The following is an 18721-nucleotide window of genomic DNA, read 5'->3' as shown; positions in this document are numbered from 1 at the left end:
TACTTAGTGCTCAGATGCTCATTGAGTGATATCTTTGCGCTAAGGTTTTTTCCCCACGACAACGGAGGTAGAGGGCAGTGAGCGACACACCGACCACCGGCGCGACCGACCTGGAAGCCCTGATCGACTCCTGCATCGCCAGCCGGGACAGCCGGTACGAGGACTGGGACACCCTCGGCTTCCAGGCCAAGGCCGGTGACGAGTTCCGGCGCGCGCAGATCCGCTACGTCGGCTCCGGCGCCACGGGGAACCACGAGACCGACAGCCGCATCATCCCGTCGGGCGGCTTCACCTTCTCCAACATGCGGCTCCCGGCCGGCGCCGTCGGCCCCGAGCACACCCACCACGACGCGGAGGAGGCCTTCTTCGTCCTCGAGGGCACCCTCGAGGTCACCGTCCACGACGTCGAGGACGGCACGAAGACCGCGAGCCGCGTGCTCGGCTACCGGGACCTGATCCGGGTGCCGGCCGGAGTGCCCCGCAGCCTGCGCAACATCGGCGACACCGACGCGCTCTTCTGCGTGATCATCGGCACGCGCAAGCCCCAGGTCCCCACCTACCCGGCGACCTCCCCGATGCACGGCATCACGCGGGACTGACATGCGCGAGCTCCGCCTGACCCAGGTGACCTGGCTGGCCGAGGGCGTCGTGCGGCTCGAGTTCACCGACCCCGGCGGCGCCGAGCTGGCGGCCTGGGAGCCGGGCGCCCACCTGTCCCTGCGCCTGCCGAACGGTCTGACCAGGGAGTACTCCCTGTGCGGCGACCCGGGCGACCGCCGCCGCTACGCGGTGGCGGTGCAGCGGGAGAAGGGCTCGCGCGGCGGGAGCGCCTGCGTGCACGAGAGGCTGCGGGTCGGCGACCTCATCGAGGTGGCCGGGCCGGAGAACCACTTCGCGCTCGAGGACGCCCCGGCGTACCTGCTCGTCGCGGGCGGGATCGGCATCACCCCGATCAAGGCGATGGCGGAGACGCTCGCGGCCCGGGGAGCGCGCTGGCGGCTCTTCCACTGCGGCGGCACCCGTGCCCGGATGGCGTTCACCGACGAGCTGAGCGCCCTCGGCGACGTCGTCATCCACGCCGACGACGAGGCCGGCGGCCCGCCGGACCTCGCCGCCGTACTCGCCGGGACGCCCGCCGACGCCCTGGTCTACTGCTGCGGCCCCGAACCGCTCATCCAGGCGGTCGAGGCGGCCATGGCCGATCCCACGCGGTTGCGCGTCGAGCGGTTCCGCGCGCCCGAGCCACCGAAGACGGGTGGCGACACGGCGTTCACGGTGACGTGCGGCCGGTCCGGGCGCAGCCTCACCGTCGAACCCGGCGTCTCCATCCTCGCGACGCTGCGCACCGTCGGAATGGACCTGCCGTCCTCGTGCGAGGAGGGCATCTGCGGCACCTGCGAGACACGGGTGCTCTCCGGCGAACCGGACCACCGTGACTTCCTGCTCACCGACGCGGAACGGGCGGCGGGCGGCTCGATGATGCTGTGCGTCTCCCGCTCCCGAGGCCCGGAACTCGTCCTGGACCTGTGACGGCGACGGTCCGGCTCGTCCTGGACCCGGCCGTCGTCCGGCCCGCACTGAACCCGGCCACCGCCCGGCCCGCCTTCGCCGGGCGGACGTCCGGCCCGCCGCAATCCCCGAAGGGAGCGTCATGACCCTGACACTGCAGCCGGTCCAGTCCCGGCATCGCGAGCCGACCAGCTACGAGCACGCGCTGGCCGATGAGCTCGAGGCCATCTTCGGCCGGGGCGTGCACGACCTGCCCGGACTGGTCGCCGCCCTCAACGAGACCGGCGTGCGCCCGGCCGGCGGCGCCGACTGGACCGAGGAATCCTTCACCGCCGAGATCGCCCGACTTGGAGCGCCAGAATGACGAGACACCCGGCCAACGCCGCCCTCGACACCGTCGACGGGCTGATCCGGCTCGGCCTGCGCAACCAGTGGTACGCCCTGTGCCGGTCGGACCAGGTACCGGCCGGCGGGCTGGTCCGGCTCGACCGCGTCGGTGAGGAGCTGATGCTCTGGCGCGACGCCGCCGGCGCCGTCCACGTCCAGGAGGACCGCTGTCCGCACCGCGGCGCGCGCCTCACGCAGGGCGTCCACATGGGCGACCGGGTCGCCTGCAACTACCACGGCGTGCAGGTCGACGCCGAGGGCGTCGTGGTGTCCGTTCCCGGAGTGCCCGGCTGCGCCCTGGAGGGGCGGAAGGCCCTGCGCACCTTCCCCGCGCGGGAGCACGGCGGGGCGGTCTTCGCCTGGTTCGGCGACCCCGAGGACGCCGAGCCGCTGCCGTTCGAGGTGCCCGAGCAGCTCACGTCCCCGGAGTGGGACCACTTCCTGGCCTACGTCGAGTGGGACGCGCCGTGGATCTACTCCCTCGACAACCTGATGGACCCCATGCACGGGGCGTTCCTGCACCGCAAGTCCCACACGATGAGCGGCGGCAGGCGCGAGGCGCTGTTCCAGATCCGGGACACCGACACCGGGTTCGTGTTCGAGAAGACCGACCAGGCCGGCGTGAACTTCGACTGGTCGGAGTGGATCGCCGGCGGCACGCCGTGGGTGCGCCTGGAGATCCCCTATCCCGCGACCGCCGGTCCCGGCGGGCCCTTCACCATCGTCTGCACCGCCACCCCGATCAACGAGACCCAGCACGCGGCCTTCTTCTGGCGCTGCCGGAAGGTGACCGGCTGGGAGCGGGACACCTGGCGGTTCCTGTACAAGACACGGCTCGAGGCCCGGCACTGGGCGGTGCTCGAACAGGACCGGCACATGGAGGAGGCGATGCCGCTCGACGCCTGGTCGCGGGAGACCCTCTACCAGCACGACCTGGCGCTCGTACGGCTGCGCCGCGCGATCCGCGCCGAGGCGCAGCGCCAGCTCGCCGCGCGCGAGGAGCGCGTCAAGCAGGGCGCGGAGGTGCGGGCGTGACCGAGAGGCCGCAGGAGCCGATCGCCCGCCTGCGCACCCTGCGCAGCGTCGCCCTGCGCACCCCGGACGCGAGCGCGGCGGCGGAGTTCTACCAGCACGTGTGGGGGCTGTCACGGATCGAGGGCGACGACGGCGTCGCCTGGCTGCGCGGCAGCGGCCCCGAGCACCACATCCTCGAGGTCCGCGAGGCCGAGCGGAACGCCCTCGGCAAGATCGCGTTCGCCGTGGGCACCCCCCGTGAGGTCGACGAGGCGGCCTTCCGCCTCGCGGCCCGCGGCATCCCGCTGGTCACCGAGCCCGGCCTCCTGGACCAGGCCGGCGGCGGGTACGGCCTGCGGTTCGCCGACCCCGAGGGCCGCCTGGTGGAGCTGTCCACCCAGGTCGAGGCGGTGACGCCCCGGGACGTGAACGGTATCGAGGCGCTGCCGCGCAAGCTCGCCCACGTCGTGCTGAACACCACCGACATCGACGCGGCGTGCGCGTTCTACACGGACGTCCTGGGCATGCGCGTGTCGGACTGGTCGGAGCACCAGATGGTCTTCCTGCGGTGCAACAGCGACCACCACGTCATCGCGTTCAACCAGGCCCCGTGGACGTCGCTCAACCACGTCGCGTACGAGATGCCGTCGGTCGACCACTTCATGCGCGGCATCGGCCGGCTGCGGCACCACGGCGTCACGCCCAAGTGGGGGCCGGGCCGGCACGGTCCCGGCAACAACACCTTCTCCTACTTCACCGACCCCGCCGGGCTCGTCTGCGAGTACACCTCCGAGGTCGAGCAGGTCGACGAGGACGCCTGGCTGTGCCGCGTGTGGCGGCGGGTGCCCGAGCTGTCCGACCTGTGGGGGACCGCCGGTCCGCCCTCGAAGGACGTCCGGTCGCGCATGGCGGGCATCCCGGACACCGGACGGTGGTGGGAGAAGTGAGGAGCGTCGCCGTCATCGGCAGGGGCGCCATCGGCGGCGTCGTCATCGGCGCGCTCGAACGCGGCGAGGTGCCGGGCGCGCGGCTGGCCGCCGTCGTCGACCTCGGCGACCCGCTGGAGGACGCGCTCGCCGTGGCGGACCTGGTCGTCGAGTGCGCCGGGCAGGCGGCGCTCGCCGCGCACGGCCCGCGCGTCATCGCGGCAGGCCGCGACCTGCTGGTCGTCTCGATCGGCGCCCTGACCGACGACGCGCTGCACGAGCGGCTGCGCGGCGGGCCGGGCCGGCTGTTCCTGACCTCCGGCGCGGTCGGCGGCCTGGACCTCCTGCGCGCGGCGGCGGCGATGGCGCCGCTGGAGCGGGTGCGGATCGTCACCACCAAGAAGCCCGCCACCCTCGGCGTGCGGGACGCCACCGGGCCGGTGGAGGTCATGCGGGGCCCGGCCCGGCAGATCGCGGCGGCCTTCCCCAAGTCCACGAACGTCGCGGCGGCGGTCGCACTCGCCGTCGGCTCCTTCGACGTCGTCGAGGCGGTCGTCGTCGCCGACCCGGCCGCCACGCTCACCTCCCATGTCATCACCGCGTCGGGGCCGGCCGGGGAGTACCGCTTCGAGATCCGCAACCGGCCCTCGGCGGCGAACCCGGCCAGCAGCCAGATCGTCCCGCACGCTGTGCTGGCCACACTCCGGGACCTGGCCCGATGACGGTCCGTACGGGCGGCGGGGTGCACGTCACCGAGCACGGCGGGTCGGGCGACCCGGTCCTGCTGCTGCACGGGATCGGCGGCAGCGCCGACTCCTTCGCCGGTCAGTTCGCCGCGCTGGCGGCCCGGCACCGGGTGCTCGCCTGGGACGCCCCGGGCTACGCGCGGTCCGCCGAGCCGGCGGACGCCCCCGGCATGGCGGGTTACGCCGCGGCCGCCGCCGCGCTGCTGCGCGAGCGGGGTGCCGCGCCGGCGCACGTCGTCGGCGTCTCCTGGGGCGGCGTCATCGCCACCCGCCTCGCGCTCGACCACCCCGGGCTGGTGCGGACCCTCGTCCTCGCCGACTCGACCCGGGGTTCGGGCCGTACGGAGGAGAAGGCGGCGGCGATGCGCCGGCGCGCCGGCGAACTGGCCGCGATCGGGCCGGAGGCGTTCGCGCGCGCCCGCGCGCCGAAGCTGCTGTCCGCCGACGCGCCCGAAGAGCTGGTGGACCGGGTGGCGACCGCGATGGCGCGGTCGATACGGCTGCCCGGTTACGCCTACGCGGCCGCCTCGATGGCCGAGACCGATCACAACGGGGTGCTCGGTCGGATCTCCGTCCCCGCGCTGGTCGTCGCCGGCGACCGTGACGTCGTCACCGGGGTGGCGGAGAGCGAGGCCATCGCGGCGGCCGTGCCCGGAGCCCGGCTCGAGGTGATCGCGGGCGCCGGGCACCTGTCCAACGTCGAACGCCCCGAGGCGTTCAACCGTCTCCTCCTGGAGTTCCTCACATGAAGGATCGGCTGGTCGTCGTCACCGGTGCGGGCCGCGGCCTCGGCCTGGTGATCGCGCGGGCCGTCGGCGAGGCCGGCGCCCGGATCGTGGTCGCCGAACGCGACCCCGGGCGGGCGGCCGCCGCGCACGCCGAGCTGACCGACGCGGGCGTCACCGTCCACCGGGTCGACACCGACGTCTCCGACCCGGCCTCGGTCGCCGTCCTCGCCGACGCCGTCCGTGACCTCGGCGGCGCGTACGGCCTGGTCAACAACGCGGCCCTCGCCGACGGCGTCGGCGGCAAGCCGTTCCACGAGATCGACGTGGCGGACTGGGACCGGCTGATGGCGGTGAACGTCCGCGGCCCGTGGCTGGTGTCCCGTGCGCTCTTCCCGCACCTGTCGCGGCCCGGCCGGATCGTCAACCTCGCCTCCGACGCCGCGATCTACGGCTCGCCCCGGCTGGCGCACTACGTGACCTCCAAGGGCGCGGTGATGGCGATGACCCGTGCGATGGCCCGCGACGCCGGGCCGCAGGACATCACCGTCAACGCGGTCGCGCCCGGCCTCACCGAGGGGGAGGCGGCCGACCTCATCCCGGCCGAGCGGCACGAGCTGTACCGGATCAACCGGGCGCTGACCCGCCCGCAGCGTCCGGACGACCTGACCGGCGCCGTCCTGTTCCTGCTGTCGGACGCCGCGTCGTACATCACCGGGCAGACGCTCGTGGTGGACGGCGGATTCGTCTTCCACTGATTCGACCGAGAGAGGCGACTTCGATGGATCTCGGCCTGAGCGGCCGCGTCTACCTCGTCACCGGCGCCAGCTCCGGGGTGGGGCTGGCCACGGCGGCGGCACTGCTGCGGGAGGGCGCCTCCGTCGCGGCCTGCGCACGCGACGGGGAACGGCTGCGCCACGCGCTCGACCGGCTCCCGCGCGCCGGCGGGGCACAGGTGCACGCCGGCACGTGCGACGTGGTGGACGGCGCGGCGGTCGCGGACTTCACCGCGGCGGCGCACGCCCGGTTCGGCCGCCTCGACGGGGTGGTCAACAACGCGGGCCGGTCGCTGATGGCGCCGGTGGCGGACACGACCGAGGCGCAGTGGCGCGAGGAGTTCGAGCTGAAGATCTTCAGCGTGCTGAACACCGTCCGCGCGGCCGCGCCGCACCTGCGGGCGTCCGACGCCCCGGCCGTCGTCAACGTCAACGCCATCCTCGCGCGCCAGCCCGAGTCGCGGCTCGGCGCGACCTCGGCCGCCCGCGCGGCGCTGCTGAACCTCACCAAGACCCTGTCGGCCGACCTCGCCCCCATCCGGGTGAACTCGGTCGCCCTCGGCCTGATCGACACCGGTCAGTGGCGGCGGCGCTACGAGGCCGCCGCCGGCGGACGGAGCTACGCGGAGTGGTCCGCGGGCATCGCCGCCGACCGGGGCATCGCGCTCGGCCGGTTCGGCCGGGCCGAGGAGGTCGCCTACCCGATCATCGCGTTGCTGTCCCCGCACGCGTCCTATGTCACCGGCTCGACGCTCGACGTCGGTGGAGGAGTTGCCAGATATGTCTGATGGAGGGGACCTGCTGGTCCAGGTGCTCCGCGAGCACGGCGTCGACACCGTCTTCGGTGTCATCAGCGTGCACAACCTCCCGCTGGTCGAGGCCGTGGACCGCGAGCTGCGGTTCGTCGCGGTCCGCCACGAGGCGGCGGCCGTCAACGCGGCCGACGCGCACGCCCGCGTACGCGGCGGGCTCGGCTGCGCGCTGACCAGCACCGGAACGGGCGCCGGCAACGCGGCCGGCTCGCTGGTCGAGGCGCTCACCGCGGGCAGCCGCGTCCTGCACGTGACCGGGCAGATCGACAGCGGCCATCTCGGCCAGGGCCGGGGCGTGATCCACGAGACCAAGGACCAGCTCGGCATGCTGACGGCGGTCTCGAAGTTCGCCGTCACCGTGCCGTCGGCCGCGGCGGCGCCCGGCGTGCTGCGCGACGCCGCCCGGCGGGCGCTGGCCAAGCCGTACGGGCCGGTCAGCGTGGAGTGGCCGATCGACCTGCAGTACGCCGCGCAGTCGCCCACGGCACCGGACGCGCGGGCGCCGGAACCGGTCCCGGTCCCCGGCGTCGGCGAGGCGGCCCGGCTGGTCGCCGGCGCGCGCAGGCCGGTGATCTGGGCGGGCGGCGGCGCCCGGGAGGCCCGCGCGCAGGTGCGGGAGCTGGCCGAACGCCTCGGCGCGCCGGTGCTGACCTCCAACGCGGGCCGCGGCGTGATCGGGGAGGACCACGAGCTGGTCGTGGGCAACTTCGCGGTCAACCCGGCGGCCGCGCCGCTCCTGGAGGAGGCGGACCTGCTGATCAGCGTGGGGACGCACTTCCGGTCGAACGAGACCCGGCACTACCGTCTCACGCTGCCCGTACGGCACCTGCAGATCGACATCGACCCGGCGGCGATCGGCCGGGTGTATCCGGCGACCGCGGGGCTGTGCGGCGACGCCGCGCCCACCCTGACAGCGCTCCTGGCCGCCCTGGGCGAGCCGGCCGTCGCGGACGAGTGGCGCGAGCGCGCCGTCGCCACGCGGGCGGCGGTCCGCGCGAAGCTGCGCTCCGACATCGGCGAGTACGCCCTGGTCTGCGACGCCATGCGGCGACATCTGCCCGCCGGATCGCCCATCGCGCGGGATGTCACCATCCCGTCGAGTCAGTGGGGCAACCGGCTGCTGCCGATCCTCGACCCGGCGACCAACGTCTTCCCGCTCGGCGGGGGCATCGGACAGGGGCTGGCGATGGGGCTCGGGGCCGCGCTGGCCCGCCAGGACGTCCCGACGCTCGTCATCGCCGGTGACGGCGGACTCGCCGTGCACCTGGGGGAGCTGGCGACGCTGGCCCAGGAGGCCCCCTGGCTGGTGCTCGTGGTGTTCAACGACGGCGGGTACGGCGTGCTGCGCAACATGCAGGAGGCCGGCTCCGGCCGCCGCTCGGGGGTGGACCTCTACACGCCGGACTTCCGTACGCTGGCCGCCTCCCTCGCGCTGCCGTACTCCCTCGTCGCCTCCGCGGACCGCTTCGACGAGGTGTTCGCCGGCGCGGTCGCGGCGCGCGGGCCGTACGTGGTGGAGGTCGACGTGACGGCCATCGGCCCGACGCCGGTGCCGTTCGTGCCGCCGGTGGAGGTGCCGTGAGCCACGGGCACGGGCCCGCCAACCGCGGGCGGAGGGTGCTGGCCATGGCCGCCCCTCTCTTCGTACGCGAACCGGACGGTGAGCCCCGGGGCGGCGCGGTGGTGCTGCACGACGTCTTCGGGGTCACGGAGTACGCCGAGGAGGTCTGCCGCGCGCTGGCCCGCACGGGCCGGCTGGCGGTCTCCCCCTACCTGTACTACCAACGGGGCGGCCCGGCCTTCGACGCCGGCGAGCTGGGCGCCGCACGAGGCCACATGGCGGAGCTGACCGCCGACGACCTGACCGCCGACATCGACGCCGCGCTGAGCTACCTGCGCGCCCGTACGACGGGCCCGGTGCTGGTCGTCGGGTTCAGCATGGGCGCCCACCTGGCGACGTGGGCGGCGGCCCGGCACGAGCTCGCGGCGGCGGTCGCGGTGAGCCCGTCGGGCGTCGGATCGTCGCCGTGGCCGGGCGTGCCTCCCACCGAGCTCCTGGTCGCCGAACGGAGGACGCCGTGGCTGGGCGTCGTCGGCGGCGCGGACGCCAGGGTGGACGCCGGCCTGCTGGAGATGGCGGCGCGGCTGCCCGGCCCGGCGGCCGCCGTGGAGGTGATCGCCGGGGCCGCGCACGGCTTCTACCGCGGCGGCCACCCCGAACATGATCCAGACGCGGCCGCCGAGGCTCGGCGTAGGATCGGGTGCTTCCTCGATACAAAACCTTTGCCCTCATCTATTGACCACTAAGATATCGACTCATAGGGTCGCGGCAACCCGCTGGACGGAAGGAATCCCATGACGACCGTGGCCGCCGGACCCTCCCTCGCATCCATCGCCGCTCGGCTCGAGCGGTTGCCGAACTCCCGCTGGCATCTGAAGGTCCGCAGCCTCATCGGCGCGGTCACCTTCTTCGAGGCGTTCGACCAGTTGCTCGTGTCCTCCGCGCTGCCCGTCCTGATCAAACAGTGGCATCTGAGCACCGGCCAGGCGACGTTCGCCGTCACCAGCGGCTCGGTCGGGATGCTCGCCGGCGCCCTCGCGGCGGGCTGGCTCGGCGACCGGATCGGCCGGGTGCGGACCGTCTCCCTCGGCGTCGCCGTCACCGCGCTGGCCAGCCTGGCACTGGTGTTCTCGCCCGGCTTCGCGTACTTCGCCGCGCTGCGGTTCGTCCAGGGCCTCGGGATCGGCGGCGTGGTCCCGGTCGCGGCGACCTACATCAACGAGATCGCCAAGAGCCGTCACCGCGGCCGGTTCGTGCTGCTGTACGAGCTGATCTTCCCCGCCGGTCTGACGGTGGCCACGCTGGTCGCCGCCTGGGTCGTACCGCACTGGGGCTGGCGGGCGATGTTCCTGATCGGCGCGGCTCCCGCCCTGCTGGTGGCGCTGCTCCAGCGCGGCGTCCCCGAGTCGCCGCGCTGGCTGGCGGCCCGCGGCCGTCTGGAGGAGGCCGGGCGGGTCATCGCCCGGATCGAGGAGGAGGTGACCCGCTCCACCGGCGAGCCGCTGAGCACACCGCAGCCGGCCGCCGAGGCCGGGCCCGTGGCCCGGGGCGGGCTGGGCGACCTCTTCACCGGCCGCTACCTGCGCCGCACCGTGGTGGTCGCGCTCCTGTGGTTCTTCGGCTACTTCGTCAACTACGGCATCACCGCCTGGCTCCCCGCGCTCTACACGAAGGTCTTCAAGCTGGACCTGCAGACGGCGCTGACCTACAACGTCGTCAGCAACGTCGCCGGCCTGCTCGGGTGCCTCATCGTCGCGCTGCTCGTCGACCGGCTGGGACGCCGACCGATCCTGGCCATCGGGCTGGGCGGGGCCGGGGTCGCGCTGCTCGTCCTCGCCGCGTCGGGCGCGGGCTCGGGCGGTCAGGTGGCGGTCTGGGCGTCGATCACGTCGCTGTTCGTCTACGCTACCAACGTCAGCCTCTACCTCTACACGCCGGAGCTGTACCCGACGCAGAACCGCGCCCTGGGCGCCTCGCTCGGCGGCGTGGCCAACCGGCTGGGCGTCATCGTCGGCCCGATCGTCGTCGGAGCGCTCATCAACGGAAGCGAGGGCATCGCCTCGATGTTCGCCGTGCTCGGAGTGGCGTCGCTCGTGGGCGCCCTGGTCGCCGTCGCGGCCGTGGAGACGAAGGGCCGCACACTGGAGCAGCTCAACTCCTGACCACCCGCGTACGACGCGGGGGATCGCGCCGATCACAGTGAGACGCCGGAGCACGTGCTCCGGCGTCTTCGTGTAACGGGTCTCGAATCAGTGCACGATGATGTTCACATTCCGATTGAAGTTCCCTCCATAATCGCCATAGGGATAGAAATGTCCGTAGCGCGAGTAGCCGTAGCGCGGGTAGCCGAAGTGCCGGTATCCGAAGTGCCGATAGCCGAAGCGGCCGCGGTAGAAACGGTGATGCCAGTAGCGGTGGTGCCGGAAGTGGTGGAAGTGACGGAAGTGACGATGGTGGCGCCACCAGCCGTCGCCGAGCGGTGTGCTCGCGCTCGCCCGGGCCACGACCGCGCTGACGTGCGCCGCCGGGATGCTCTGGGCGGATGCGGGCGGAGTGGTGAAGAGCGCGCCGGCCGTGGCGGCGATCGCGACGAGGCCGGCGGAGGCGCTTTTCCTGCTGAGCACGATGATCACCTCGATGCCGGAAGGCGGGAAGGGCGTCAATGGCCCTTCTTGTGATGATCTGTCATCGCCTTCCGCTTTCCAGGATCCTCGCCGGAACTCCCGGTAAAACAATCGAACGGTAACGAGAAGGGTATTTCTCGGCGGCTTGGCGGTTTCTCGACTATCGATCTATGCCGTAAAGGCGTCAGCTTAGAAGTTTCGCGACATGACGTCCGGCCGCGGCGACCGCCAGGAAGCCCGCGAGGTCCTGATCCAGCCCCCGGCCCATGGTCGAGACCCGCACGGGAGAGTCGCGGACGGCCTCCTCCAGGCCGTCGACGGAGACGGTGACGAGTTCGTGCCGCTCGCCGAGAGGCTCGGCCTCGGCCCGTACCCGGTCGCCGAACGCGCCCGGCAGGTCCGGCACCACCACCTGGGCCCGCGCCAGGGCGACGCGACCGTAGGCGGTCAGGCTGTGGTGGGAGATCCCGCGGTGACGCTCCCGTGCGTCGGCCTCGCTGACCCGCAGGGACCCCACGGGACGGCCCTCCAGGACCGCCGCCGCGTTCACCGCCTCGCCCGCCGACACGCCGGAGAACCCCCAGCGGGTGCCCGTGCCGAGGTTCCCCGGACCCTGCGCGACGACGGCGACCTCGGCGTCGAGCACCAGGCGCGCGGCCAGCAGGCCGGTGTGCAGCGTCACCGCCTCCAGGTCGCCGCCGAACGCCTGGCCGACCGTCACGGTCGCGGCCAGCGCGCCCGCCTCCCGCAGCGCCGCCGCGGTCCTGGAGAACCAGGCGGGCAGCGCGCCGCCGTCCGGCATGACGTAGACGACACGGGTGCCGGGGCGGTCCAGGTGCAGCCCGGCGATGATCGCCGGCAGTGCCGAGTGCAGGTCGGCGACGACCACCGGCATCCCGTCGATCGACTCGGCGTCGCGCAGCACCTCGTGATGGGCGGAGTCCTGCTCGTCCGTGCCGAGCACCGTCGCCTGCAGAGGCGTGTAGCGTGCCTTGACCAGATGGCCCGGGCCGGACGGATCCTGCGGGAAACGGTCGGGGACCGCGACCACCATGGCGTACCCTCCGGTGCCGAGCCCCATCGCGAGCGCCGTCGTGTTGAGCAGCACGGCGTCGCCCGGCCGGGGCCGTCCCACCAGGGCCGGATAGGCAAGGGCGCGGGCTTCGCCCTCGTCGTCGATCGTGACGTCGAGTTCGACCGCTCCGGGCCATTCGCGGCGTATCTTGACAACCGTGCCTTTGCGCCATCGGATCACTCGCCAACGGTAGCGTCGGAGGACACGCGGACGGGCCAGAAGGAGTGGACGATGTCGCGCCGCAAGACCGAGCGGCTGCTCAATCTCGTGGTGTGCCTGCTGGCCACCCGGCGGTACCTCACCGCTGAGCAGATCCGGCAGGCCGTGCCGGGCTACCCCGAGGGGGACGAGGCGTTCAAACGCATGTTCGAGCGCGACAAGGAGGAACTGCGCGAGCTCGGCATCCCCATCGAGATGGGCAGCGACGGCGACGAGGAGCCCGGCTACCGCATCCAGCGCCAGGCGTACGAACTGCCGGAGATCCAGGTGGCCCGCGACGAGGCCGCCGTCCTCGGGCTGGCCGCGCGGGTGTGGCAGCGGGCCAGCCTGGCCGAGGCGGCCTCCGGGGCGCTGCTGAAGCTGCGCGCCGCCGGCGTGGACACCGACGAGGCCGCCTCCCTCGGCATCGAGCCCAGGGTCGGCACCGACGACCCCGCCTTCCCCGCCCTGTGGCGCGCGGTCCGGGATCGCCGGCCGGTCGCCTTCGAGTACCAGGGCGTCGGCCGCAGCGCGCCGCAGCGCCGCCACCTGGAGCCGTGGGGAGTGGTCAACAGGCACGGCCGCTGGTACGTCGCCGGCCACGACCGCGACCGCGGTGAGGCGCGGGTCTTCCGCCTCAGCCGGATCAGGGGCGACGTCACCACCGACGGGCCGGCCGGCACGGTGACCGTTCCGGAGGGCGTGGACGTCCGGGAGGTCGTCACCTCGAAGGGGGGAACCGCCCCCGGGCGGCGTACCGCCACCGTGCGCCTGCGGCACGGCGCGGCCGACGGCATCCGGCGCTGGGCGGCGAACATCCGCCGGGACGACGACGAGTGGGATCTGGCGGAGCTGACGTTCGCCGAGGTGGACCAGTTCGCCGACTACCTCGCCGGGTTCGCCGACGACGTGGTCGTGATCGAGCCGCCGGACGTGCGCGACGCGATGATCCAGCATCTGAAGGCGGTGTGCCAGTGAGCTCCTCGGAACGGCTGCGGCGGCTGCTCGCGCTCGTCCCGTACGTCATCAACCGCAGCTCGGTCAGCGTCGAAGAGGCCGCGGCGGCGTTCGGCGTGACCGAAAAGCAGATCATCGACGACCTGAACCTCCTGTGGTGCGTCGAGCTGCGCGCGCCCGACCCGTACTGCCCGATCGACCTGTCCTACGAGGGCGGCGAGATCGTGGTCTGCGAGGCGGAGTCGATCAGCCGGCCGCTGCGGCTCGACGTCGACGAGGCCGCCGCCCTCCTCGTGGCGTTGCGCACGATCGCCGAGCTTCCCGAGCATGGCGACGCCGTGAGCCGGGTGATCGCCAAGCTGGAGGTCGCGGCGGGCACCGCCGCCCGGCCGAGCAGCCAGGTCGCCGTCGAGCTCGACGTCCGCCCGGACGTCCTGGTCCAGGTGCGCTCGGGGCTCGACCAGGGCCGCCGCCTGCGGATGACCTACTACGTGCCGGGCCGGGACGAGAACACCGTGCGCGACGTCGACCCGATGCGGTTGCTCCTCGTCGACGGCTGGTCCTACCTGGAGGGCTGGTGCCGCCGCGCCGAGGCCGTCCGGCTCTTCCGCCTGGACCGCATCGTGGACCTGCGGGTCCTCGACGTCGTCGCCAGCATCCCGGACGAGGCCGAGCCGCTCGACCTGGACGCCGGGCTGTTCCGTCCCTCGCCGGAGGACGTACGGGTGACGCTGGAGCTGTCCCCGGCCGGACGCTGGGTCGCCGACCACTACCCCTGCGAGAGCGCCTCCGAGCTGGGGGAGGGGCGCGTCCGCATCGTGCTGCGCACCCGCGACGTGCGCTGGGTGCGCAGGCTGGCGCTGCGGCTGGCCGGCAGCGGCCGCATCGTCGAGCCCGCCGAGCTGGCCGCCCAGGTACGCGAGGACGCCGCCCGCGCCCTGAAGCTCTACGACGGCTGATCCCGGTCTGACGGCGCGTTGGGCGCCGCGAGCCGCGCTCGCGGAGCGAGCGCCGGCAAACCTCGCTATGGTCGGCGTGTGCCGTGGATGATGCTGTTCGTCGGGCTGGCCTTCGTCGGGCTGGTCGTGCTGAGCGTTTGCACGGTCAAGGTGGGCTTGGCGGTCCGTGGCCTGGGCCGTGAACTGCAGCGGACGAGAGCGCGTCTGGAGCCGAAACAGGAGGCCCTCGCCGGTGAGTTGCAGCGTTTGGAGCGATCAGGGGAGTGAGACATTCGGTCCGACGGCGTACGATCGGACTGAGTATCAGCCACTGCTGAATGAGGACGGACATGCCTGACCTTGGTACGGGGGAAATTCTGATCATCGCGGTGGTCATCCTGATCCTGTTCGGATCGGCGAAGCTGCCGCAGGCCGCTCGTTCGCTCGGCCGGTCGATGCGCATCTTCAAGTCCGAGACCAAGGGCCTGATCACCGACGAGGACGACCAGCCCAAGGCCCGGGCCGAGGCGGAGGACGCCCGCGCCCAGGCCGCCCGTCTGCGGGAGCAGGCGGCCCTCCTCGAGCGTCAGGCCGCGGGTCAGCAGCAGCTGGCCGGTCCGGTGGACGACGGCACGACCGTCAGCGGCGTACCGCTGTCGCAGGCGGAGCACGGCAAGAAGTCCTGACGAAACCGGAATCTCCAACGACATGTCGGCGATGAAGCTGCCCCTGCGGCGCGGGGCCTCGCGGAGCGATGACGGGCGCATGCCGCTCATGGAGCACATTCGTGAGCTGCGCATCCGGATCATCAAGGCCGCCCTCGGGCTGATCGCAGGGGCGATCGTCGGCTGGATCTTCTTCGGCCCCGTCTGGAGCGTGCTGAAGAAGCCCTATGAGAGCCTTCCGCCGGAGCACTGCCTGGACCACCAGTGCAAGCTGGTCGTCCACGGGATCTTCGACGGTTTCTTCATCCACCTGAAGGTGGCGCTGATCGTCGGAGCGGTGCTGTCGTCCCCGATCTGGCTGTACCAGATCTGGGCCTTCGTCGCGCCGGGCCTGTACGCCCGGGAGCGCCGCTGGACCTACATCTTCCTCGGCGCGGCGGCTCCGCTGTTCGCCGTGGGCGCGTGGCTGGCCTACGTCACGCTCGACCGCGGGCTGCGGATCTTCATCGGCCTGGCCCCGGGCAACACGACGGTGCTGGTCGGTATCACCGACTATCTCGGCTACGCCACCGCGATGCTGCTGATCTTCGGGCTCACGTTCGAGCTACCGCTGTTCGTCGTGATCCTGAACGTCGCCGGGGTGCTGACGCACGCCCGGATCAAGAAGTCGCGGCGGCTGCTGATCTTCGGCATCTTCGTGTTCGCCGCGGTCGCGACGCCGAGCCAGGACCCGTTCACCATGCTGGCGCTGGCGCTGCCCACCGTGGTGCTCTTCGAGATCGCCGAGGCCATCGCCTACGTCCACGACCGGCGTAAGGCCGCCCGGCCCGACCCGTACGCGGGCATCTCGGACGACGAGGCATCCCCGCTGGACCTGCCCGAGGACGAGCCGGCGGACGGCGAGCGCGTCTAAGGTCCCGGCCGACGGGGCCGGGAATCCGCGGCGCACCGCCGTTTCGGTCGGCGGCGGTCCGTAGTCTTGAGCCATGACCACCCCCGCGGAGCGCTACGCGGCGCACCGTCAGCGCATGGCGCTCTTCACGCCCGCGCTGACCGAGTTCCAAAGCCTGTACGACTTCGACCTGGACTTCTTCCAGGTCGACGCCTGCCGTGCGCTGGAGGAGGGCCACGGCGTGCTCGTCGCCGCGCCCACCGGGTCGGGCAAGACCGTCGTCGGCGAGTTCGCCGTGCACCTGGCGCTCGCGGGCGGCCGGAAATGCTTCTACACGACGCCGATCAAGGCACTGTCCAACCAGAAGTACGCCGACCTCGTGCGCCGCTACGGGGCGGGCAAGGTCGGCCTGCTGACCGGAGACAACACCATCAACGGCGAGGCGCCGATCGTCGTCATGACGACCGAGGTGCTGCGCAACATGCTGTACGCCGGGTCCCCGACGCTGACCGGGCTGGCGTACGTCGTGATGGACGAGGTGCACTACCTCGCCGACCGGTTCCGGGGCGCGGTCTGGGAAGAGGTGATCATTCATCTTCCCGAGTCGGTGCGGCTCGTGGCGCTGTCGGCGACGGTCAGCAACGCCGAGGAGTTCGGCGAGTGGCTGCAGGAGGTCCGCGGCGAGACCACGGTCATCGTCGACGAGGAGCGGCCGGTTCCGCTGTGGCAGCACATGCTCGCCGGCAACCGGCTGTACGACCTGTTCGTCGACGACGAGCACACGAAGGTCAACCCGGAGCTGCGCCGGTTCGCGCTGGACGACCTGCGGCGCACGAGGATCAACCAGAGCCGCCGCTCCGGGCGGCGGCGTGAGCGCCGCCCCGAGCGCTACCGGCCGCCGTCGCGCGCCGACGTGATCGACCGGCTGGACCGGGCCGGGCTGCTGCCCGCCATCACCTTCATCTTCAGCCGGGCCGGCTGCGACGCCGCGGTCGAGCAGTGCATGTACTCCGGGCTGCGGCTGACCTCGAAGGAGGAGACCGAGGAGATCCGCGCGCACGTCGAGGCACGCACCGCCGACATCCCGCGGGCCGATCTCGACGTCCTCGGGTACGGCACGTGGCTGGCCGGGCTGGAGCGCGGCCTGGCCGCGCACCACGCGGGCATGCTCCCCACCTTCAAAGAGGTCGTCGAGGAGCTGTTCACCGAAGGGCTGATCAAGGCCGTCTTCGCCACCGAGACGCTCGCGCTGGGCATCAACATGCCGGCCCGTACCGTCGTGATCGAGCGTCTCGTGAAGTGGAACGGCGAGATGCACGTCGACCTGACCCCCGGCGAGTACACCCAGCTCACCGGGCGGGCGGGGCGGCGTGGCATCGACGTGGAGGGCCACGCCGTCGTCCTGTGGGCGCCCGGCGTCGACCCTGCGGCGGTGGCCGGGCTGGCGGGCACCCGCACCTACCCGCTCAACTCCAGCTTCCGCCCGTCGTACAACATGGCCGTCAACCTCGTCGGCCAGGTCGGCCGCGAACGCGCCCGTACGCTCCTGGAGGAGTCCTTCGCGCAGTTCCAGGCGGACCGCGCGGTCGTCGGGCTCGCCAAGCAGTTGCGCCGCAACGAGGAGGCACTGGAGGGCTACCTGGAGGCGGCCACCTGCGACCAGGGTGACTTCATGGAGTACGCCGGCCTGCGGCAGCGCCTCACCGAACGCGAGCGGGAGCTGGCCCGGGAGCGGTCCGGCGCACGGCGCGCCGAGGCGGCGCGGTCGCTGGAGCGGCTGCGGTTCGGCGACGTCATCATGGTCCCGCACGGCCGCTTCGCCGGCGCGGCGGTGGTCCTGGAGCCGGGTAGCGCGAAGCGCTCCGACGATCCGTCCCCGCTCGTCCTCACCATCAACCGGCAGGTCAAGCAGCTGGCCCTGGCGGACTTCCGCGGCCCCGTCGAGCCGGTCGAGCGCATCAAGATCCCGCAGTGGTTCAACCGCAGGTCGGCGCAGCACCGCCGCGACCTCGCCTCCACGCTGCGCAACAAGACCGCGGACCTGGACAAGCCCCGTCCGCAGAAGCGCCCGGACCCCACGCGCGAGGACCCGCGGATCGCCGACCTGCGGCGGCGCCTGCGCGAGCACCCGTGCCACGGCTGCGCCGACCGGGAGGACCACGCACGCTGGGCGGAGCGGTACTTCCGGCTGGAGAAGGAGACGACGGCGCTCCGCCGCCGCGTGGAGGGCCGCTCCCAGGTGATCTCCCGGACGTTCGACCGGGTCTGCGCGGTCCTCGACCAGCTCGGCTACCTCGACGGCGAGCGGGTCACCGACGAAGGGCGCCGGCTCGGGCGGATCTACACCGAGCTCGACCTGCTCGCCGCCGAGGGCCTGCGCGACGGGATCTTCGAGGACCTGGGGCCCGCGGAGCTCGCCGCGACCGTGTCCGCGCTGGTGTACGAGTCGCGGGCGCCGGAGGACGGACGGGCGCCCCGGGTGCCGGCCGGGCCGGTGCGCGAGGCGCTCACCGAGATGATCCGGCTGTGGGGCGACCTGCAGGAGGTCGAGAAGGACCACCGGGTGGCGTTCCTGCGCGAGCCGGACCTGGGGTTCGTCTGGGCGGCGTACCGCTGGGCGAGCGGCACCCAGCTCGACGCGGTGCTGGTCGACACCGACCTGACCGCCGGTGACTTCGTGCGCTGGATGAAGCAACTGCTCGACATGCTCGGGCAGATCGCGGACGCCGCCCCGCCGGGCGGCGGCGTGCGGGACGTCGCCGGCCGGGCGATGGACGCGATCCGGCGTGGGGTGGTGGCCTACTCCTCCGTCAGCTGATCGGACACCCCTGCGGGCGGGGACCCGCGGGACGGCGCCGGTGTCCCCGCCAGGGACGGCGGCGCCGCTCCCGTGCCGACCCCGCCGGCGAGGCCGTC

General features: G+C 72.8%; 20 protein-coding genes. 18 read left to right on the top strand and 2 right to left on the bottom strand.

All coding sequences use genetic code 11. From position 1 onward, the window contains the following. Positions 1–77 precede the first annotated feature (77 nt). The 12 genes from AB0L00_RS15720 (at position 78) to AB0L00_RS15665 (ending at position 10618) form a co-directional block, all read left to right on the top strand. Complete coding sequence (locus AB0L00_RS15720; RefSeq protein WP_345346707.1) at positions 78–599, top strand: cupin domain-containing protein; 522 nt, start codon at positions 78–80, stop codon at positions 597–599. A gap of 1 nt (position 600) precedes the next feature. Further along, positions 601–1530, top strand: a complete 930-nt coding sequence (locus AB0L00_RS15715; protein WP_364433833.1) for a PDR/VanB family oxidoreductase — start codon at positions 601–603, stop codon at positions 1528–1530. Positions 1531–1651: 121 nt separating this feature from the next. After that, positions 1652–1873, top strand: a complete 222-nt coding sequence (locus tag AB0L00_RS15710; RefSeq protein ID WP_345346701.1) for a recombinase-like helix-turn-helix domain-containing protein — start codon at positions 1652–1654, stop codon at positions 1871–1873. Further along, positions 1870–2931, top strand: coding sequence for a Rieske 2Fe-2S domain-containing protein (locus AB0L00_RS15705; protein ID WP_364433829.1), 1062 nt, complete (start codon positions 1870–1872; stop codon positions 2929–2931). Before AB0L00_RS15710 ends, AB0L00_RS15705 begins: the two co-directional genes overlap by 4 nt. Beyond that, positions 2928–3857, top strand: coding sequence for a VOC family protein (locus tag AB0L00_RS15700; RefSeq protein WP_364433827.1), 930 nt, complete (start codon positions 2928–2930; stop codon positions 3855–3857). Before AB0L00_RS15705 ends, AB0L00_RS15700 begins: the two co-directional genes overlap by 4 nt. Next, the gene (locus AB0L00_RS15695) at positions 3854–4558 is read left to right on the top strand and encodes an aspartate dehydrogenase domain-containing protein (RefSeq protein ID WP_364433824.1); all 705 of its coding nucleotides are present in this window, start codon (positions 3854–3856) and stop codon (positions 4556–4558) included. Before AB0L00_RS15700 ends, AB0L00_RS15695 begins: the two co-directional genes overlap by 4 nt. Then, positions 4555–5331: an alpha/beta fold hydrolase gene (locus AB0L00_RS15690; RefSeq protein ID WP_364433821.1), complete on the top strand. Its 777-nt coding sequence runs from the start codon at positions 4555–4557 to the stop codon at positions 5329–5331. Before AB0L00_RS15695 ends, AB0L00_RS15690 begins: the two co-directional genes overlap by 4 nt. Further along, positions 5328–6065 carry an SDR family oxidoreductase gene (locus tag AB0L00_RS15685; RefSeq protein WP_364433819.1) on the top strand — a complete coding sequence of 246 codons (738 nt, stop codon included), beginning with the start codon at positions 5328–5330 and terminating at the stop codon, positions 6063–6065. Before AB0L00_RS15690 ends, AB0L00_RS15685 begins: the two co-directional genes overlap by 4 nt. A gap of 23 nt (positions 6066–6088) precedes the next feature. Continuing rightward, positions 6089–6871 (top strand): SDR family oxidoreductase, encoded by a 783-nt coding sequence (locus tag AB0L00_RS15680; RefSeq protein ID WP_364433816.1) that lies wholly within the window; start codon positions 6089–6091, stop codon positions 6869–6871. After that, complete coding sequence (locus tag AB0L00_RS15675) at positions 6864–8477, top strand: thiamine pyrophosphate-binding protein (RefSeq protein ID WP_364433813.1); 1614 nt, start codon at positions 6864–6866, stop codon at positions 8475–8477. The genes AB0L00_RS15680 and AB0L00_RS15675 overlap by 8 nt, the downstream gene beginning before the upstream one ends. Continuing rightward, on the top strand, positions 8474–9202 hold the full coding sequence (locus AB0L00_RS15670; RefSeq protein ID WP_364433810.1) for a dienelactone hydrolase family protein: 729 nt from the start codon (positions 8474–8476) through the stop codon (positions 9200–9202). The genes AB0L00_RS15675 and AB0L00_RS15670 overlap by 4 nt, the downstream gene beginning before the upstream one ends. Before the next feature lie 48 nt (positions 9203–9250). Beyond that, on the top strand, positions 9251–10618 hold the full coding sequence (locus AB0L00_RS15665; RefSeq protein ID WP_364433807.1) for an MFS transporter: 1368 nt from the start codon (positions 9251–9253) through the stop codon (positions 10616–10618). A gap of 87 nt (positions 10619–10705) precedes the next feature. Here the strand turns inward: AB0L00_RS15665 and AB0L00_RS15660 are convergent, their stop codons facing one another. Continuing rightward, entirely contained in the window at positions 10706–11119 is a 414-nt protein-coding gene (locus AB0L00_RS15660) for a hypothetical protein (RefSeq protein WP_364433804.1), read from the bottom strand. A gap of 145 nt (positions 11120–11264) precedes the next feature. After that, positions 11265–12335, bottom strand: coding sequence for a DUF3866 family protein (locus AB0L00_RS15655; RefSeq protein WP_364433801.1), 1071 nt, complete (start codon positions 12333–12335; stop codon positions 11265–11267). 51 nt (positions 12336–12386) lie between these two features. Here AB0L00_RS15655 and AB0L00_RS15650 point away from each other — a divergent pair, with 51 nt between their 5' ends. The 6 genes from AB0L00_RS15650 to AB0L00_RS15625 all read left to right on the top strand — a co-directional run bounded on the left by AB0L00_RS15650 (position 12387) and on the right by AB0L00_RS15625 (position 18623). Next, positions 12387–13331: a YafY family protein gene (locus AB0L00_RS15650; protein WP_364433798.1), complete on the top strand. Its 945-nt coding sequence runs from the start codon at positions 12387–12389 to the stop codon at positions 13329–13331. Continuing rightward, entirely contained in the window at positions 13328–14269 is a 942-nt protein-coding gene (locus AB0L00_RS15645; protein WP_364433795.1) for a WYL domain-containing protein, read from the top strand. The genes AB0L00_RS15650 and AB0L00_RS15645 overlap by 4 nt, the downstream gene beginning before the upstream one ends. 87 nt (positions 14270–14356) lie before the next feature. Further along, on the top strand, positions 14357–14536 hold the full coding sequence (locus AB0L00_RS15640) for a hypothetical protein (protein ID WP_364434443.1): 180 nt from the start codon (positions 14357–14359) through the stop codon (positions 14534–14536). Between the two features lie 62 nt (positions 14537–14598). After that, on the top strand, positions 14599–14934 hold the full coding sequence (tatA, locus tag AB0L00_RS15635) for a Sec-independent protein translocase subunit TatA (RefSeq protein WP_364409568.1): 336 nt from the start codon (positions 14599–14601) through the stop codon (positions 14932–14934). A gap of 22 nt (positions 14935–14956) precedes the next feature. Beyond that, a complete protein-coding gene (gene tatC, locus AB0L00_RS15630; protein ID WP_364433792.1) occupies positions 14957–15826 on the top strand; it encodes a twin-arginine translocase subunit TatC in 870 nt (289 codons plus the stop codon). Between the two features lie 73 nt (positions 15827–15899). Then, positions 15900–18623 (top strand): DEAD/DEAH box helicase, encoded by a 2724-nt coding sequence (locus AB0L00_RS15625; protein ID WP_364433789.1) that lies wholly within the window; start codon positions 15900–15902, stop codon positions 18621–18623. Positions 18624–18721: the final 98 nt, after the last annotated feature.

Source organism: Actinoallomurus sp. NPDC052308 (assembly GCF_040679195.1).
In the GTDB taxonomy this organism is placed as follows: Bacteria; Actinomycetota; Actinomycetes; order Streptosporangiales; family Streptosporangiaceae; genus Actinoallomurus; species Actinoallomurus liliacearum.
Note: the sequence above shows the minus strand (reverse complement) of the source record. Positions and strands in the feature narration are given on the sequence as shown.

What these genes read in the sequence shown, in the direction of transcription:
- tatC (WP_364433792.1), top strand. Translation starts at nt 14,957, where the DNA reads ATGTCGGCGATGAAGCTGCCCCTGCGGCGCGGGGCCTCGCGGAGCGAT.
- AB0L00_RS15715 (WP_364433833.1), top strand. Translation starts at nt 601, where the DNA reads ATGCGCGAGCTCCGCCTGACCCAGGTGACCTGGCTGGCCGAGGGCGTC.
- tatA (WP_364409568.1), top strand. Translation starts at nt 14,599, where the DNA reads ATGCCTGACCTTGGTACGGGGGAAATTCTGATCATCGCGGTGGTCATC.
- AB0L00_RS15675 (WP_364433813.1), top strand. Translation starts at nt 6,864, where the DNA reads ATGTCTGATGGAGGGGACCTGCTGGTCCAGGTGCTCCGCGAGCACGGC.
- AB0L00_RS15690 (WP_364433821.1), top strand. Translation starts at nt 4,555, where the DNA reads ATGACGGTCCGTACGGGCGGCGGGGTGCACGTCACCGAGCACGGCGGG.
- AB0L00_RS15685 (WP_364433819.1), top strand. Translation starts at nt 5,328, where the DNA reads ATGAAGGATCGGCTGGTCGTCGTCACCGGTGCGGGCCGCGGCCTCGGC.
- AB0L00_RS15640 (WP_364434443.1), top strand. Translation starts at nt 14,357, where the DNA reads ATGATGCTGTTCGTCGGGCTGGCCTTCGTCGGGCTGGTCGTGCTGAGC.
- AB0L00_RS15710 (WP_345346701.1), top strand. Translation starts at nt 1,652, where the DNA reads ATGACCCTGACACTGCAGCCGGTCCAGTCCCGGCATCGCGAGCCGACC.
- AB0L00_RS15665 (WP_364433807.1), top strand. Translation starts at nt 9,251, where the DNA reads ATGACGACCGTGGCCGCCGGACCCTCCCTCGCATCCATCGCCGCTCGG.
- AB0L00_RS15625 (WP_364433789.1), top strand. Translation starts at nt 15,900, where the DNA reads ATGACCACCCCCGCGGAGCGCTACGCGGCGCACCGTCAGCGCATGGCG.
- AB0L00_RS15650 (WP_364433798.1), top strand. Translation starts at nt 12,387, where the DNA reads ATGTCGCGCCGCAAGACCGAGCGGCTGCTCAATCTCGTGGTGTGCCTG.
- AB0L00_RS15680 (WP_364433816.1), top strand. Translation starts at nt 6,089, where the DNA reads ATGGATCTCGGCCTGAGCGGCCGCGTCTACCTCGTCACCGGCGCCAGC.
- AB0L00_RS15705 (WP_364433829.1), top strand. Translation starts at nt 1,870, where the DNA reads ATGACGAGACACCCGGCCAACGCCGCCCTCGACACCGTCGACGGGCTG.